Below are 16,201 nucleotides of genomic sequence, written 5' to 3'. Positions count from 1 at the left end.
GCCTACGGCATGCCATCTGGAAGTACGAGGCGATGAGCAGTCTATATATCAAATGTAAACGAATGCACAGGAGAGGGACGTTGTGAAACATTGGCGCATTGAACAAATGGATTGGGAAGCGTTTGAGCCGTCAAAAGTGAACCCTGACATGATTGCTCTCGTGAAAGCGGCTTCTGTGGTTGAGCGAAACGCTCGTGATTACACGGACTATCTTTTGCATGTTTTTGCAGGTGATGAGGGGTTTAGTGCAGCGGCGCAGAACTGGGCAGAGGAAGAAGTTCAGCACGGAGATGCGCTAGGGAAATGGGCCATGTTGGCTGACCCAACGTGGGATTATACAGAGGCATTTGAGCGTTATCGGGATACATATCGTATTGATGCTGATGTTGATGCTTCTATCCGTGGTTCCCGAACAGGTGAAATGATCGCCCGCTGTATGGTCGAAACGGGAACATCGTCATTTTACACAGCACTGGCTGATGCAACAGAAGAACCTGTCTTAAAGGCGCTCTGTAAGCAGATTGCAGCGGATGAATATCGTCATTTTAAGCTGTTCTATGACCAGATGCACCGCTATCTGGAGCGCGAAAAGCTGGGGCCATGGTCACGTTTACGGATTGCACTTGGGCGTGTTCTTGAAAGTGAGGATGATGAGCTGGCGACAGCCTATCATGTGACGAATGAGCGTTCTGACGTCATGTATGACCATAATCGCTGTATTGCGGCTTATATGGGGCGTGCGATGGAATTTTATCAGCAAAAGCACCTTGACCGAGTGACGGCGATGATTGTCAAAACGACGGGTTTGAAACCACATTCCCGTTGGCAGCGCCTCATTGCTCGTGGGGCTTATCTTTTGATCAAATGGCGGCAAAAAACATATTTGAAACGAACAAAGATAGCTGCTTAACATCATTACGATGGGCGATCATATCATCGCCCTATTAGGAGAAAAAATGTGCGATTCTCGCAATTTTCATCACGAGTAACACAAACAACTGGGCTCGTAGCTTTAGGGCTAGGGGTAGTATGGGGCGGTTTAGACGCAGCGCAGGCCTCTTCTGTATCTGTGCAACCTTATCATAATGACTGGGGCTTTAATCAGTCAGGAATGGATACAAACATTCACCCTGGGGATGATTTTTTTCATTATGCGAATGGGCACTATTTGCAGAATTTAAAGATTCCTGACGATATGAGCAGCTATGGGCCGTTCAGGATTCTTTTTGAGCTTTCCCAGGCACGTCAAAAAGCTATCCTAGAAGACGCCGTCCAGCATCCAAGAGGCGCACAGAGCGAGCTAGGGAAGCTTGGCATCTATTACGCAAGCTATCTAGATCAAGCAGCAGCAGATCGCGAAGGAGGAGAGCCTCTTTCTAAAGATCTATCCGCTATTCGTTCTGTTAAGGATCGCGAATCTTTAGCGCGTATTTTTGGTCAGTCAGTTCATTCTTTTATGTTCAGTACCTTTGTGTTTGGTATTGAGCAAGATCAGCGTGATCCAGCACGGTATATGCTGATGCTTGACCAAGGGATGAGTATTGGTGTTTCAGGTGGGCTCGGCTTGCCAGATATCAGCTATTATTTTGATCCAAAGCTTGCGCCTAAAAAAGAGGCGTACCGCGCTTACATTGCGCGTTTACTGACGTTATCTCAGTGGCCTGATGCTCAAAGGTCAGCAGACGATGTGGTTGCGCTTGAAACGTCATTAGCTCGTGTTGAAGCTCCACGTGATCAAACAAGGGATCCACTAAAAGTCTTCAATCCAATGACCATTAAGGCGCTCGCTGTTAAAGCGCCAGATGTTGATTGGAAGAGCTTTTTTCTTGCGGCAGGTTTGCCTGAAGAAGGCTTGGAAGATCGAATTATTGACGTTCGTGAGCCAAAAGCCATTGCTGCAATGGGCCGTGTTTTAGCTCGTACTGAGCCACGGATTTTACAAGCATGGCTTGCATTTCATCTTGCCGACAATGCAGCGCCATATTTGTCGCATGACTTTTCTGACGCATCCTTTAATTTTAACGGCCATACGTTGACAGGTGTTGATGTACAGCCGGTGCGTTGGAAACGTGCAGTGAGCGCGACGGATAGTGCGATGGGATGGGCTCTTGGGCGCGAATATGTCGCGCGTTACTTCCCAGCCTCTGCAAAAGAGCAGATTACAGGCTTAGTTGGGGAGCTCAAAGCGGCCTTCCGGGAACGTTTGCAGCATAATACGTGGATGGATGCACCAACACGACAGAAAGCCCTCGTGAAGTTAGATCATTTTGCGATCCAGGTTGGTTATCCCAAAAAATGGCGTGATTACAGCGCATTTGAGGTTCGGCCAGGGGATATTTATGGCAATGCGAAACGCGGTATTGCCTTTGGGTGGAATTACCAGCTTTCTAAGCTTGATCGGCCCGTCGACCGTGATGAGTGGGATATGACGCCGCAAACGGTCAATGCCTATAATGACCCAACGATGAACGAGATCGTATTCCCAGCCGCTATATTACAGCCTCCGTTCTTTGATCCGAAAGGGGATATGGCAGTCAATTATGGGGCTATTGGTGGGGTGATTGGTCATGAAATGAGCCATGGTTTTGATGACCAAGGACGTCATTATGATGAACATGGTCGACTTTATGATTGGTGGAGCCCGCAATCATCAGCTGCTTTCGAAAAGCTCGCTAAACGCCTCGGCGCGCAATATGACGCACAAGAGGTCTTACCAGGGCTGCATGTCAATGGTGCCATGACAATGGGCGAGAATATTGCTGATCTCGGAGGGTTGAACCTAGGACTTCAAGCTTATCACAATTCTCTACATGGCAAACCAAGTGTGGTGGTTCATGGCCTTAGTGGGGATCAGCGGGTCTTTTTAGGCTGGGCTCAAGCTTGGCGTGAGAAAGATCGTCCTGATGCATTGCGTCGGCAAATGCTTTCCAATGAGCATGCTCCTGCTATTACGCGTGTTAACATGCCTGCACATAATATTGATGAGTGGTATGACGCGTTTGGGGTAAAGCCGGGCCAGAAACTTTATTTATCACCAGATCAACGTGTGAAAATCTGGTAACACTGGCTTAACAACCTCTCTGTCGTTTTATTAATGGGGCAGAGAGGCTTCACAAATAGGAAGCCTCTGTCTATTCCATATAGCATTTCTTATGGTTGTAGGGGCTTTCCTGATGTCTCATCTTGCTATTGGTCATCTTTACACCGCGCTTCATGCGGCATGTGCGAGTGCTGTTGCACGTGTGGTGGAAGCAAACGGCGTGGATGTATCTTATGTTGATCTCAGTGCAGATGAACGTGAGGAAGCGCTTGCGCGCCACGATATCGACATTTTGGTTTCCGCATGGATGCCTCAAGATGAGGGTTTAGTTCATAAAGGGCGTGAAACCATCGGTGATCTTTATCAGCCTCAGCTGGCGTTATCAGTGCTTAAAGACGCTAAAGATGGTGCGTACACCAGCTTCATTGTGACAGAAGAGAGCCTTTCTTACGTGAAGGCAGCTCAGGAGCAACACCAAGCGTTAAAAGACTTAGCTGTTGAGACCATTGGTGAAGGGGCGCTGCTCGACCGCGTGCAGCAGGCTCATGAGCGCGGGGAAAATCCAGTTTTTGCCGTATGGCAGCCTCATGCAGCTTTCCACGATGGATCGTTAGTCGAGCTCCCAGATAGTAATCTTCTGCAAGGCCAATCAGTTTCTGCTCAAATTATTTTGCGTGATGGATTGCGTGACGAAGTTGATGAAGATTTGCTTGATGAAATGTCTATTATGATGCTGGGAACACGCGTCATGAACGCGCTAGACTATGCTGTCAGTGTTCAAGGGAAGGATCCTGAAGAAGCAGCAGAGGCATGGCAAAGAGGGCGCCTTTTGCCGCGCTAATGTCGGCATATTGACTATTCAACGGTATAAGACCGTTCTTTAAGACCATATGCTGGGCTCTTTTGGGGTAGTCGGAAGGGTCTGCGCAGGTTACATAGCGAGACAGTTGAATAAAGAGTAGGGGTCTGCATGACACGTCACGCGTTTGTCTTCCCAGGGCAAGGCAGTCAGTTTGTTGGTATGGGAAAAGAGCTTGCTGAAGCCTTTCCTGTAGCACGGGCCGTATTTGAAGAAGTTGATGATGCTCTTAACGCTCATCTTTCTCGGCTTATGTTCGAAGGGGATGCTAACGAGCTTACAGCGACTGAGAATACGCAACCGGCTTTGTTCGCCGTGTCTATGGCGACTGTGCGTGTGCTGGAAAGTGAAGGAGGGTTTGCTTTAAAAGATAAAGCCTCCGTCGTTGCAGGCCATTCCTTAGGCGAATATGCCGCTTTGACGAGTGCGGGGGTGATGTCCATCTCTGACGGAGCAAAGTTGCTTCGTCTTCGTGGTCAGGCCATGCAGCGTGCTGTTCCTGTAGGGGAAGGAGGCATGGCTGCTTTGTTAGGTGTCGATTCTGATAAGGCAGCACAGTTTTGTGCTAAAGCTGCTGATGGACAAGTTCTGGAAGTAGCTAACGATAATGGCGGGGGACAGATTGTTGTCTCAGGTCAGCTTCCTTCTGTTGAGCGTGTCATGGAGCTCGCCAAAGCAGAGGGGGTGCGTCGTGTTGTGCAGCTTCCCGTATCTGCACCATTCCACTCTTCTCTCATGCAGCCAGCGGCCGACGAGATGCAAGATGCTTTGGAGAAGGTCAGTTTCAAGGAAGCGGCGATCCCCGTGATTGCCAACGTTACGGCTCAATCTGTAACAACGCCTGATGAAATCAAAGCTTTGCTTGTACGTCAGGTTACAGGGCGTGTGCGTTGGAGAGAAACGGTTGAATCTTTTGAAACACGCGCTATTACCCAGCAGCATGAGTTGGGAGCGGGGAAAGTTCTGACGGGCCTAGCACGTCGGATCGCACCGGAATTAAAGGCAGATTTTGCTGGTAAACCCGGTGACGTCGAGACCATGCTGAAAAATCTTTAAGGAAAGATCACGTCATGTTTTCTCTTTCTGGAAAGCTTGCGCTCGTCACGGGAGCCTCTGGTGGTATCGGCAAGGCGATTGCAGAACAGTTGCATCGCCAAGGTGCCTGTGTCGTGTTGAGTGGTACGCGTGAAGAAGCGCTTAAAAGCGTCGCAGAGCAACTAGGTTCAGAACGCGTTCATGTTGTTACAGCGAACCTTTCTGATGGTGAGCAGGCTGATGCCCTCGTTAAGCGTGCTGAGGAAGTCGCTGGACAGACATTGGATATTCTTATTAACAATGCAGGTCTCACACGTGATACGCTAGCGATGCGTATGAAAGATAGCGATTGGGAACAGGTCATGAAAGTTGATCTTGAGAGCCCATTTCGCTTAGCGCGTGCGGCATTAAAGGGGATGCTTCGTCGGCGTTCTGGACGTATTATTTCTATTTCGTCTATTGTGGGGACAACGGGTAACCCAGGACAGGCGAATTATGCAGCAGCCAAAGCTGGTTTGGTCGGTATGAGCAAATCTTTGGCTCAAGAGTCTGGATCACGTGGCGTCACGGTAAACGTTGTCGCTCCTGGTTTTGTGGAAACCCCAATGACAGATGCGCTGCCGGAAGCTGCGCGTGAACGCCTCTTGGGCGGGATTCCACTTGGGCGTATGGGACGGCCAGAAGATGTTGCTTCTGCCGTGCTGTATCTGGCTTCAGATGAGGCCGCCTGGGTCACTGGTACCACACTTCATGTGAATGGTGGCATGGCGATGGTGTGAAATACTTGGCCAAAGGAGGCAAAGCGTGCTAATGCGCCCCTGCTTTGCCTGACGAAGGCCGCTAACTTGCTTCGTCACGCGGCAATGCTGTCTTTCGTGATGGAAGCTGGCAGAGTTTTGTTTAGTAGCACCCCATGAGGGGAGAAGGGAAAAGGCAAATGAGCAACAACGAAATCGCTGATAAGGTCAAGAAAATCGTCGTCGAGCATCTTGGCGTTGAAGAAAGCAAGGTCACACCAAATGCGTCTTTCATTGACGATCTGGGTGCTGATAGTCTTGATACCGTTGAGTTGGTAATGGCTTTTGAAGAAGCGTTTTCTGTTGAGATCCCAGAAGATACAGCAGAAAAAATTGCAACGGTTTCTGATGCTATTGACTACATCAGCAAGCAAAAAGCTTCCTAATCAATCTCTTTGACAAGAGATGCATTGGAGACTGGTTTTTTATGCTAGTCTCCATTGTGAATGGAAAAGCGGGGTGGTGTAAGGCTATTCCGCTTGTTTGATAAGAAGAATACGAGGTAGGGCGTCGATGAGCGGGGCTGGAACAAACAGGAAACGTGTTGTCGTCACGGGAATGGGTGCAGTGAGCCCGCTTGCTGTTGGTGCTGAACTGACATGGAAGCGTCTTACCGAAGGTCACTCCGGCATTGGGCCGATTACCCATTTTGACCCATCAGAACTTGCTGCAAGAATCGGTGGACAAGTGCCAGAAGGCCCCACTGAAGAAGGGGGCTTGACCTTATCAGATTGGGTAATTCCAAAAGACCAGAAAAAGATGGATCGTTTTATTCATCTTGGTTTGGCTGCAGCTATTCAGGCTGTTGAAGATTCAGGCTGGAAGCCTGAAAATGAAGAAGATCGCTGTGCAACCGGTGTGATGATCGGTTCTGGGATTGGCGGCCTTCAAACGATTTATGAGAATTCTCTTGCTGTTGCGAACGGAAAGGCGCGGCGTCTGTCGCCTTTCTTTATTCCTGCCGCATTAATCAACCTCGCGTCTGGACATTTGTCGATCCGCTATGGTTTTAAAGGCCCTAACCATGCGGCTGTGACCGCTTGTGCAACGGGGATCCATGCGATTGGTGATGCTTCTCGCCTTATCCAACATGGCGATGCCGATGTGATGGTTGCTGGTGGCACGGAAGCGGCTATTTGCGCTCTCGGGATTGCTGGTTTTTGCTCGGCTCGTGCTCTTTCAACAGGCTTTAACGATGAGCCGACGAAGGCTTCACGTCCTTGGGATAAAGAGCGCGACGGCTTTGTGATGGGCGAAGGTGCAGGGGTGCTTGTTCTGGAAGAGTATGAACATGCCAAACGCCGTGGAGCAAAGATCTACGGTGAGATTGGTGGGTATGGTCTTTCTGGTGATGCGCATCATATCACAGCACCTGCTGCAGGGCATGAAGGGGCCTATCGGGCCATGACAGCTGCTCTGAAGGACGCACAGACTGATGTGAGTGAGATAGGCTATGTGAATGCTCATGGCACCTCCACGATGGCGGATGACCTTGAGCTTGCTGCTGTTGAGCGTCGCTTTGGAGACCATGCGCGTCACTTGGCGATGTCGTCTACAAAATCATCCATTGGGCATTTGCTTGGGGCCGCTGGGGCGATTGAAGCTATTTTCTGCCTTCAAGCGCTTCGTGATGGGGTTATTCCGCCTACGCTCAATTTAGATAATCCTGCGCGTGAAACTGTGATTGACCGGGTTGCTCATGAAGCTCAAGAGCGTAAAATCAACGTTGCGCTTTCTAACAGCTTCGGGTTTGGCGGAACAAATGCAAGCCTCATTTTGAAGCGCTTTGCTGAGTAAAATGAGGAGTATCGGGAGTTTCTCTGCCTTAAACTTGAGAAGCTCCTCTTCTCATTGTATCACGTAAATCATGTCATGCTTCTCCCTTTTTAAGAAATCAAAAGAAAGATCAGAGGAATCTTCTTTGGGGGAAGACTCTCAAAAATGTTGGCGTGATTATGTTACGGCTGGGCGTGCTTTCTTCTTTGGAGTGTGTGTCTGTGTGGCTTGTATCATTGCAGGTTATGCGCATTACACAGACCCTGGCCCTCTTTCCGAAGAGCGAATGGTAGTGATTCCTCAAGGGGGGATGCATAAGGTCGCTCAAACCTTACAAGAGCAGCATCTTTTGTCACCGGGTTGGTCTTCACTCGTTTTTTTTCGTACCGCTGCTTTAGTGACATCGAGACATGGTGGGCTCCACGCTGCGGAATTTGATTTTCCGGCACGTGTTTCGATTTCTCATATTCTTGATATTTTGCGGCATGGTCGTCCTGTTACACATAGTGTGACCATTCCTGAGGGCATCACGGCTCTTCGTATCTACGACATTCTTCAAAAAGCTGCCGCTTTGCAGGGTGAGCTTCCCGAGATTACGGAGGGTTCGGTTTACCCTCAAACGTTTTTTTATCGTTGGGGAACAGAACGACGCAGTCTTTTGGCAAAGATGCAAGAGTTAATGCATCGTTACGAAATTCAGGTTTGGGAACATCGCGATCGTGATGCTCTACAAGGTGTTGTAGAGACGCCTGAACAATTACTGGTTCTGGCTTCGTTGGTAGAACGAGAAACAGCTCTTCCGGCAGAGCGGCCACAGGTAGCACGTGTTTTTTTGAATCGTCTCAAGAAAAATATGCGCTTGCAAACAGACCCCACTGTTATTTACGCTGTAAGTGAGGGAAAGGGGAGTTTGGGACGGCCTCTGTCTCATGCTGATCTGGAGTATAACAGCCCGTATAATACGTATGAAAATACGGGGTTGCCGCCTGGCCCTATTTGCTCTCCGAGCCATCAATCAATGGAAGCTGTTGCTCATCCTGCATCTGGCGATGCCTTATATTTTATGGCTACGGGGCGAGGAGGACATTCTTTCTCACAGACGTTGGCAGAGCACACACAGCATGTGCGCGATTATCGTAAACAACGACGTAAGCCATGACGGTGTATAAAGGCCACTTCTTTTAGGAAGCGGCCTATTTGGTTTAGCGCGCTTTCTTTTCAGCTTCCATTAAAGCACGACGTAAAACGTCTGCAGAAGGATTGTTGACGCGCATATTCACAACAATATCTTCTGGCCCAACATATTGCTGGTAATAGGCTCGGTTTGCAGCGCTATCTGCTGATAATTTGCTGCCCCCAAGCGCGCCTCCGGCAAAGACACCATTTACTTGCTGTAGGGCATAAATATCATGTTTCCCGCCGCTTACATGACTGCTCTGAGCACTCCCCCCAAAACTGGTAAAAGAGGCACTGGCGTTGGCATCAAAAGTGAACTGATGATCCAAAAGTGCCTGAACGCCACGTTTGGAGGTGATAAAGAGCATGAGCTGAGAGTGTTGATACCCAAGCTGAAGCCCAAATGTGCCTGAGCTGATGGTATAAAATGCTGGGTCTGACCATGACCCGCGTGCATCACGACTTAAAAGCGTGCATCGCCCGCCGGAACCACCAAAAATAAGGGATATATTCGATATAGAAGGGCACACCATAACAGCGTGCGACTTCTTTAGAAGTTTTGCGGCGCGTTGTGCTTGGTTTTCATTATTGAAAAAACTCTTCACAGACGACGCTGCCTGCTCAACGAGAGGCTGCTGCTTAGAGGCTGTCGTTGCTAAACTTGTTGACGAGCAGGCACCTAGTAGTGTGATGCCACCTAGAGCGCATAGCGCTTTATTGGGAAAGCGCGAAAAAGAGGGCATAAGAAGGTTCTTTCATCAGGCTAAGACCGTATAAAACGTTCGTAAAATGTTCTGAGGAAAGCGTCACGTCATTTTTACATTAAAAGATTGTGATAAAATAGGTGAGATACCAGGAGCACTTGCAAGAATGGTTGTAGGCTGTGCAGCACCACCCATCGCGATGAACGGGGAAACATCAGCACCTGCTTCTTTTAAAAGAACCAAAGCAGCAGCAACGTCCCATAAGAAAATAGTATGCTCCAAATACCCATCAGAACGACCACATGCGACATCAGAGAGAGCTAACGCTCCAGACCCGAGGGAACGAGGCATGGCGCCTAAAGAGAGCATCGAGGACATACGCTCTTGAAACCAGCCTTCGGGAACATAGGGAGACCAACCAATCTCAATCATGGCTTCGCTCATGGTTTCAGTTTTTGAAGCGTTGATAGGTCGGTTATTGAGGAAAGCACCCTGACCAAGCTGTGCTGTAAAAATTTCCCGTAGGGCAGGAGCATTAATAATACCAGCGACTGGCGTATTTTCTTTCATGAGACCGAGCGAAATACACCAACGGCTGCGCCCGCGCGCAAAGTTTGAGGTTCCATCAATAGGGTCAATGACCCATTGGTATTGAGCACCAATGTCACCGCCTTTCTCTTCCCCAAGCACGCTATCATGTGGGAATAGAGCCTGTAGGCGTTCTGTAACAAATTTTTCTACAGCTTGATCTGCCTCGGTGACGTAGTCCTGCCGTCCTTTAAGGGAAGCTTGAGGTTTCCCTGGGGCGGGCTGCATAGAGAGAGCGAGGTCGGCCGCATCGGCGACAATATTGGAAGCGGCTTGGAAGCGGAGGTCAATCTCCGTATTTGTCATGGTGTTTTTCATCAAGGTTATTGTTCCTCGCTAACATAAAATCATCTTTTATGATAGTAATATAGAATAGAGGGATGGTTACAGCATAATGTCATCAAATTATATAGGAGAGGTCATGTCACTTTTTGAAATGGATCATTGGCGTTGTGCGATTGTGCATGCTCCTTTTGAAGAGGTTATCAAGCGAAATACTCTTGAAGGATATGGCATCACATGGCTTCCAGATCATGGGAAAAGGCATTTTTTCGCAGATCCATTTGGTATTTGGCATGATGGTCGTCTGTATGTTTTTGTAGAGTCATATGATTATCATTCAGGGAAAGGTAAAATTGACGTTTTGGTCTATGATGAAGCCTTCTCTCTCATAGAGCATGAAACTGTTTTACAAGAACCTTGGCATCTTTCTTACCCACAAATCATTCGACATGGTGATGAGTTTTATCTTTTGCCCGAAGGGTATAAATCTGGCCGCCTTTCTCTCTACCGTGCCGTGAAATTTCCTTATCAATGGGAACGGGTTACGGCTTTTGATTTCCCAATTGGTGCAATTGATGCGACTCCGTTGTTTTATAGGAATCGCTGGTGGCTGTTTTGGACACCTCCAACGCCTAAATCTTATCGTCAAAGTGCATTGCACATCGCCCTTGCTGAAGAATTAACAGGCTCTTGGTGCGACATGGGCTGCGTTCTTGTTGATCGAGAAGGGGCACGTCCTGGGGGTACAGCGTGTGTTGTCAATGATGACGTTATCCTACCTGTGCAAGATTGCAGTTTATCTTACGGTGGAGGAATGCAAACATTGCGTATTTCTGGGCTAGGCTATGGGAAACCCCGCATAGAAACTAGAGGTCATTTTCCGCTACCTAAAACATTAGCAGGCTCGCATTCTGATGGCATGCATACATTGTCAGCGGCGGGATCGGTCACATTAGTTGACTTCAAAAAGATCAATTACGGTATAGCTCATAAAATTCCTCTCATTCGGGATCTCGTGTCTAAACGATAGGAATCTTAGACAGTCATAGAGGCATACTCTATGACTGATTCTTCTCTTCATTGAGGAGGTCGCTTACGAGGTGAAAGTCAGAAACTTTATCGACGTCAATGGACGCTTTACCATCTTGTAAGGTAATAATTTTAACAGAAGCATTCGTCAAATAGGCAATGCGTTGCTCGATTCCACTGGTATCTAATCGTCGAAGGATAAAGCGCACGAGCGTTGGAATGCCTAATGTCCACGCCATTTTTAGAGGATGTTTTCTATTGCGTTGCAAGTTTTTCCATAATGCGACGACAGAGCGTGCACGAGCATCATGGAAGTAGAAAAGATTGCACCCTGAAAATGTCAAATCAGATAGTTTGATGTAAGTGCGTTTCGTATTGGGGACATCACGTTGAATAGCTTGGTCAGATGCTACTCCTGCCGTGAGGTCAGCTTGAGAAGCACGACTTTTTTCAAGAAATTCTTGGATCCATTGAGAAGACAACAGGGCGTGATCAGCCGTCGTAATAAGGCATGGTGTACCGATTTCTTCTAACGCCTTAGCAACACTCTCACTTGGGGTAGAGGTTGCTTTTAGGATACGAATACGTTTTCCCAAGAATTCTAAACAGGAAGGTTTTTCAATACTTACCCAAATTGGCCCCAGGTCGGGGGTGCTCTCAAGAACACGCACAACCCGCTCAATCATAGGAATACCAGCAATTGGGAGAAGTGCCTTATGGGAGACCTTGCCTAATTGAGCTAAAGGGTCACGTTCACCATCACGTGACCCTGCTAATATCAAGACAGGAAGCATTATGCGCGCCGGTTCAGTTCTTCACGCCTCGGAGCGCGTGCAGGATCAGGCCGATCACGAGGAGGGGCTCCCGTTTTCTTCATAACCCATGGATAGCGCTCGGCTTCTTCAACTGTATATCCAAGGTTGAAGACGTAGGGGCTACGTGGTCTTTCTTTTGCTTCACGATAGAAGGTTCCAAGCAAACGGTCTGGAAGGTAGTTCGTGATTCCATAATTCCCGTCTTCATCGTGGAAATGATGCAGCACGTGAAGCTGTTTAATATAAACAACCCAATTCCAGCGAGGCTTATACGCTAGATGTTGAATGCAATGAAAAAATTCATAAATGCATGTCATCACCAAAGCTGTAGAAAGTGCTGAGAAAGCACCGCTCCATCCGCTAATAATTGCACCAATAGGCATGGTAATAACCATCATTGTCGGTACGGTATTGAGGGGGGAGCCAAACAATACTTCTAACAGATGAGGGTCTTGATGATGGTCAAAGTGGATACGTTTCCACATAGAGGCCGTAATAGGATTACGATAAAACCAGCGACCATGAAGAATATAGCGATGAATCATGTACCAAGCTGTTGGATAAACAGCGATGACAACAGGGATAGGAATTAGGCTAAGCCAGATGTTGTGTGAGAGATAAACTGAAAGAACAGCCGTTCCGATAATGAGAAGAAAATATAACATAATTATCGGATAGGTCAGGTAAGCAGACCATAACTGGGCAAGATTCATCTTGCCAAGGTCGTGACTTCGCCCTTTTCTCATCAGTGGGGCTTCTTTAAAGAATTTTCCCAGCGTACTCATTTTTCCTCCATTCGCAGCACCCAAGCTAAGCTTAGTAAGGCTGCTATGATATGCCCAGAGCTGACAGCAAGCAAAGCCGGTACAGAACCAGCACTCCCTAGGGCAGAGATCATTCCTTGCAAAATGACAATACCTAATCCTGACGCCATAACATATACCGGCAGAGGATTTCTTAAACCAGCTCGAGGAGGGATATAGGTGATGGGAAGAGTGATGAGAAGCATAACGGCCATTTGCAGAGGAAGGAAAAACCCTGACAATAAGGCCATCAAATAATTAGATGCAGGCAAACTAGAAGGAATATGGCCGCTTAGGGCGTCCCATATTTGAGAGGGAGTATAGAATGTTCCTTCTACAGTCATGTTAATAATCTGTCGTGGGGTCACGGTTAGGGGAAATGTTTGAGGCAGTGGAGAGGTCTCGCCCTTGTCCTGATTCTGGTCAATCGTTGTTTCTAAGGAGTCGTTGCTGGAGATCCAGCCTGAAGGGCTCGCAGTGAGAGTAGAGAAATGTTTGGTCTTCTGTAATAGTCCAGTATCAGGCTGTCGCTTGTAAATTGTTACTCCCTTTAGATGATAACCGCCTGCACTAACTTGCTCAATATGAGCAATATCTCTCCCATTGCGGAACCATATACCTCTGAGAGCATCTTGATCGTTGGAAAGAGTCGCTGTTTCGTTCCACCAAATATTAAGTGCCTGCTCGCAAGGAGGAATGACCCAAAATTGAGCAATCATTGTGAGAATGCCGATACAAATTGGTGCCGGCAGCAGATATTTAAACATATTAAATGTCGATAAACCGGACGCTCTCATTGCTGCGATTTCACTGGAAAGAGTCATTTGTAAAAGCGTAAATAGAGAGCCAACCATGACGGACAGAGGCATGATCTCTGCGGCTAATGTTGGGAGATGGAGAAGGCTATATTTTACAAGGCCGTATACGCCTAAATGACGCGCCAATATCGTAGATGCTTCTTCCAGAAGAGCCAGCACCTCAAGCAGTGCGGATAGAACGACGCAACAAAGCAGAATGCGAGCTGTAAGCGGCTTTAAAAAAACACGAAGTAATGTTGAATGCCGTGAAAAAGAGATCATGGATGCTTATCCGTGTGAGCACGCTTTGAAGGACGGTACCACGCAGGGTACGATCGTGAAAGCAGAACTAGAATACAAGCTGTACAAAAAATTATTTCAGGAACCCAAATCGAGAGCCAAACAGGAGAGGCACCCTCAGCAGCAAGACTATGTCCAAAAAGAAGTGTCTCATCAAAACCCACCAAAATAACGGCAAGAGCAATTTGTCTAAAAGCGGATTTCTTCCTTTTTCGGCCAACAGCTAGTGCAACTGATAGAAGGGGGATAAAGGGAATAGCAATAGCTCGGGCAAGCCGGAAATCTAGCTCAGAACGTAAGGCTTTATACGGGATTCCGGGAGCGCCATGACGTAGGGCATGAGCGAGTTCTAAAATAGTTAGTTCTCTTTCGTCATCACCACGTGAGCGAAAGCTTGTCTTCTTATGAGCACGTTCAATCAGGCGTGTAATATGATCAAAATGCGTGACAGTAACGTCATTTCCAAGGGTATCTGGGTGCTTGGAGGACATAATGTGACCATTCCACAGATCAAGCTGGGTTGCTTCTGTTTGCTCTGCAATGGTGAGCAAGCCTTTAGGGGCGGTGATGATTTGGACAGTTCCATCCTTTTTAACATCACGAATAAAAACACGAAGCAAACGTGAGCCGCCATGATCGACGCGATCTGCTGTGATCATCGTATGGCCCGATGTGCTCGCAAACATGCCTGACTGTAAGTGAGGAGCCCAACCTGTATGGCGGGCGAAATAAAACCCTGCACGATAATCATAACGGGCAACTGGCTGTATATAGCCATAGAGAAAAACGCTTAATACGCCAAGAATGAGACCGACCTTCATATAGGGAACGGTGATCCGCAAAAGTGAAATATGACCAGCGCATAAAGCATCAATCTCATTATGCTCACTCATGCGATGAATTGTCAGAAACACCGCGATACAAAGCGCAGCAGGGACAGCGAGTCCCATATAATGAGGAAGCAAGTCTGTTAGCAGCGTTACAAAAGTAGCAATAGAGCTACCTGAGTTTGCTAAGTGATTAAAAAGGATGAGTAGCCTTTCTAGGAGAAGGGCTATCAACATCGTAGTGAGTGCTATGCTAAAGGGGGGGATTAGTTGACGCAAAAGATAGCGATCAAGTGTCGGCAAGCTATTTTTCATAATAGCCTCCCGATAGGTGCTACCCAGTGTTTTTGTGTCATGATTTCCCCCTCGTAATTATAGCGCATCAGTTGAATATGATGCTCGTTTGTTTGAGGTGTGAAAATGAAGTGATTCCAGCTGGCTTTTCGATCGTCGCAATGGCTAGACATTGACGCAGCACCGACCCCAACGAGAGGAATATCTGTATTCTCAACAGTTGTCACAGTAGCATTGTGAGAGTGCCCGTGCACGACAAGCTCTGCTCCTCTTCGCTGTAAGACACGCGAAAGCTTGTTCATATTAAGCAGAGATTTTTGTTTTCTTAAAAGCCCTTTTTTAGGCGGGTGATGAATCATGATAACCCGGCAATAACCTTGCTTTCCAAGTGTTTCAAGCAGTGAGTCTAGCTTAAGAAGTTGTGACTTGGAAAGGTATCCATAAGCAGTGAAGGGTGGTGTAGGAAGAGCCGAATTGAGGCCAATAACAGCAACATGACCAATGAAGCGCACAAAAGGATAGTTTTCCCCAGACCATTCTTTCCATAGGGCTAGGCTTTTTTCATGCGCAATGGGCACCATAATGTCATGATTCCCAGGAACGACGATGGGGGGAGCAGGCAAGCTTTCAAGCCAACTTCGTGATGAACAATATTCTTCGTAAGTTCCAAAGTTCGTAATGTCACCACTCACAAGAATGTTAGAAAGTGTCGTAACACTCCGGATGCTTTTTAAGAGCTTTTCATTAATATCGGAACGGAGGCAGTGGCGTCTCTTTATACGCCATAAAAGCGCACTGAGAAGGCGCTTGTTGAGAAAAAAAGATGACCATGGGATTGAAGGAAGAGGAAGATGTGGATCTGATATATGCGCCAAGCTGATCGTTTGAGCGGCCTGCAAAGGGGCAGGAGGAAAAAAGTGAGCTGTGGAAGGCATGTGGTTCCGACATCAAGAGGCGAGGATATTATTTTCAATAAGGAAGACCCCTTCCTTACTGGTTCCGTTAACATAGCCGTGATATAAGACCTCGGCTAGCACCAGAACAGCCAGTTGAGCATTTTGCACCTCTGGCTTCCACAT

Annotated in this window: 16 protein-coding genes; 9 read left to right on the top strand and 7 right to left on the bottom strand. The window is 47.6% G+C overall.

Annotated features, from left to right (window positions below):
• The first annotated feature begins 82 nt into the window (after positions 1–82).
• The 8 genes from F457_RS0102340 to mltG all read left to right on the top strand — a co-directional run bounded on the left by F457_RS0102340 (position 83) and on the right by mltG (position 8,666).
• Positions 83–910 carry an acyl-ACP desaturase gene (locus tag F457_RS0102340; protein ID WP_018979524.1) on the top strand — a complete coding sequence of 276 codons (828 nt, stop codon included), beginning with the start codon at positions 83–85 and terminating at the stop codon, positions 908–910.
• A 201-nt stretch (positions 911–1,111) separates the two neighbouring features.
• Entirely contained in the window at positions 1,112–3,061 is a 1,950-nt protein-coding gene (locus tag F457_RS0102335) for a M13 family metallopeptidase (protein ID WP_018979523.1), read from the top strand.
• Positions 3,062–3,173: 112 nt separating this feature from the next.
• Entirely contained in the window at positions 3,174–3,881 is a 708-nt protein-coding gene (locus F457_RS0102330) for a glycine betaine ABC transporter substrate-binding protein (protein WP_026294100.1), read from the top strand.
• Positions 3,882–4,010: 129 nt separating this feature from the next.
• A complete protein-coding gene (fabD, locus tag F457_RS0102325; protein WP_018979521.1) occupies positions 4,011–4,955 on the top strand; it encodes an ACP S-malonyltransferase in 945 nt (314 codons plus the stop codon).
• A gap of 14 nt (positions 4,956–4,969) precedes the next feature.
• The gene (gene fabG / locus F457_RS0102320; RefSeq protein WP_018979520.1) at positions 4,970–5,713 is read left to right on the top strand and encodes a 3-oxoacyl-[acyl-carrier-protein] reductase; all 744 of its coding nucleotides are present in this window, start codon (positions 4,970–4,972) and stop codon (positions 5,711–5,713) included.
• Positions 5,714–5,871: 158 nt separating this feature from the next.
• Positions 5,872–6,117 (top strand): acyl carrier protein, encoded by a 246-nt coding sequence (locus F457_RS0102315; RefSeq protein WP_018979519.1) that lies wholly within the window; start codon positions 5,872–5,874, stop codon positions 6,115–6,117.
• Positions 6,118–6,244: 127 nt separating this feature from the next.
• Positions 6,245–7,528, top strand: a complete 1,284-nt coding sequence (gene fabF / locus F457_RS0102310) for a beta-ketoacyl-ACP synthase II (RefSeq protein ID WP_018979518.1) — start codon at positions 6,245–6,247, stop codon at positions 7,526–7,528.
• Positions 7,529–7,652: 124 nt separating this feature from the next.
• Positions 7,653–8,666, top strand: a complete 1,014-nt coding sequence (gene mltG, locus F457_RS0102305) for an endolytic transglycosylase MltG (RefSeq protein WP_040920698.1) — start codon at positions 7,653–7,655, stop codon at positions 8,664–8,666.
• Positions 8,667–8,709: 43 nt separating this feature from the next.
• Here mltG and F457_RS0102300 read toward each other — a convergent pair whose 3' ends face one another.
• Positions 8,710–9,426, bottom strand: a complete 717-nt coding sequence (locus F457_RS0102300; RefSeq protein ID WP_018979516.1) for a lipid-binding SYLF domain-containing protein — start codon at positions 9,424–9,426, stop codon at positions 8,710–8,712.
• A gap of 63 nt (positions 9,427–9,489) precedes the next feature.
• Entirely contained in the window at positions 9,490–10,281 is a 792-nt protein-coding gene (locus F457_RS0102295; protein ID WP_018979515.1) for an inositol monophosphatase family protein, read from the bottom strand.
• Between the two features lie 115 nt (positions 10,282–10,396).
• Here F457_RS0102295 and F457_RS0102290 point away from each other — a divergent pair, with 115 nt between their 5' ends.
• Complete coding sequence (locus tag F457_RS0102290) at positions 10,397–11,287, top strand: glucosamine inositolphosphorylceramide transferase family protein (RefSeq protein ID WP_018979514.1); 891 nt, start codon at positions 10,397–10,399, stop codon at positions 11,285–11,287.
• Positions 11,288–11,315: 28 nt separating this feature from the next.
• Here the strand turns inward: F457_RS0102290 and F457_RS0102285 are convergent, their stop codons facing one another.
• Genes F457_RS0102285 through F457_RS0102265 form a run of 5 tightly spaced genes read right to left on the bottom strand, consistent with a single transcriptional unit; the run spans position 11,316 to position 16,057 of the window.
• Complete coding sequence (locus F457_RS0102285; RefSeq protein WP_018979513.1) at positions 11,316–12,080, bottom strand: nucleotidyltransferase family protein; 765 nt, start codon at positions 12,078–12,080, stop codon at positions 11,316–11,318.
• On the bottom strand, positions 12,080–12,886 hold the full coding sequence (locus F457_RS0102280) for a sterol desaturase family protein (RefSeq protein WP_018979512.1): 807 nt from the start codon (positions 12,884–12,886) through the stop codon (positions 12,080–12,082). The genes F457_RS0102285 and F457_RS0102280 overlap by 1 nt, the downstream gene beginning before the upstream one ends.
• A complete protein-coding gene (locus tag F457_RS0102275) occupies positions 12,883–13,983 on the bottom strand; it encodes an LptF/LptG family permease (RefSeq protein WP_018979511.1) in 1,101 nt (366 codons plus the stop codon). The genes F457_RS0102280 and F457_RS0102275 overlap by 4 nt, the downstream gene beginning before the upstream one ends.
• Positions 13,980–15,143, bottom strand: coding sequence for an LptF/LptG family permease (locus F457_RS11970; RefSeq protein WP_018979510.1), 1,164 nt, complete (start codon positions 15,141–15,143; stop codon positions 13,980–13,982). Before F457_RS11970 ends, F457_RS0102275 begins: the two co-directional genes overlap by 4 nt.
• Positions 15,140–16,057 (bottom strand): metallophosphoesterase family protein, encoded by a 918-nt coding sequence (locus F457_RS0102265; protein ID WP_018979509.1) that lies wholly within the window; start codon positions 16,055–16,057, stop codon positions 15,140–15,142. Before F457_RS0102265 ends, F457_RS11970 begins: the two co-directional genes overlap by 4 nt.
• Between the last annotated feature and the right edge of the window lie 144 nt (positions 16,058–16,201).

Source organism: Saccharibacter floricola DSM 15669 (assembly GCF_000378165.1).
GTDB classification, from domain to species: domain Bacteria; phylum Pseudomonadota; class Alphaproteobacteria; order Acetobacterales; family Acetobacteraceae; genus Saccharibacter; species Saccharibacter floricola.
The sequence above is the reverse complement of the archived record's forward strand: the minus strand, read 5'-3'. Positions and strand labels throughout refer to the sequence as shown.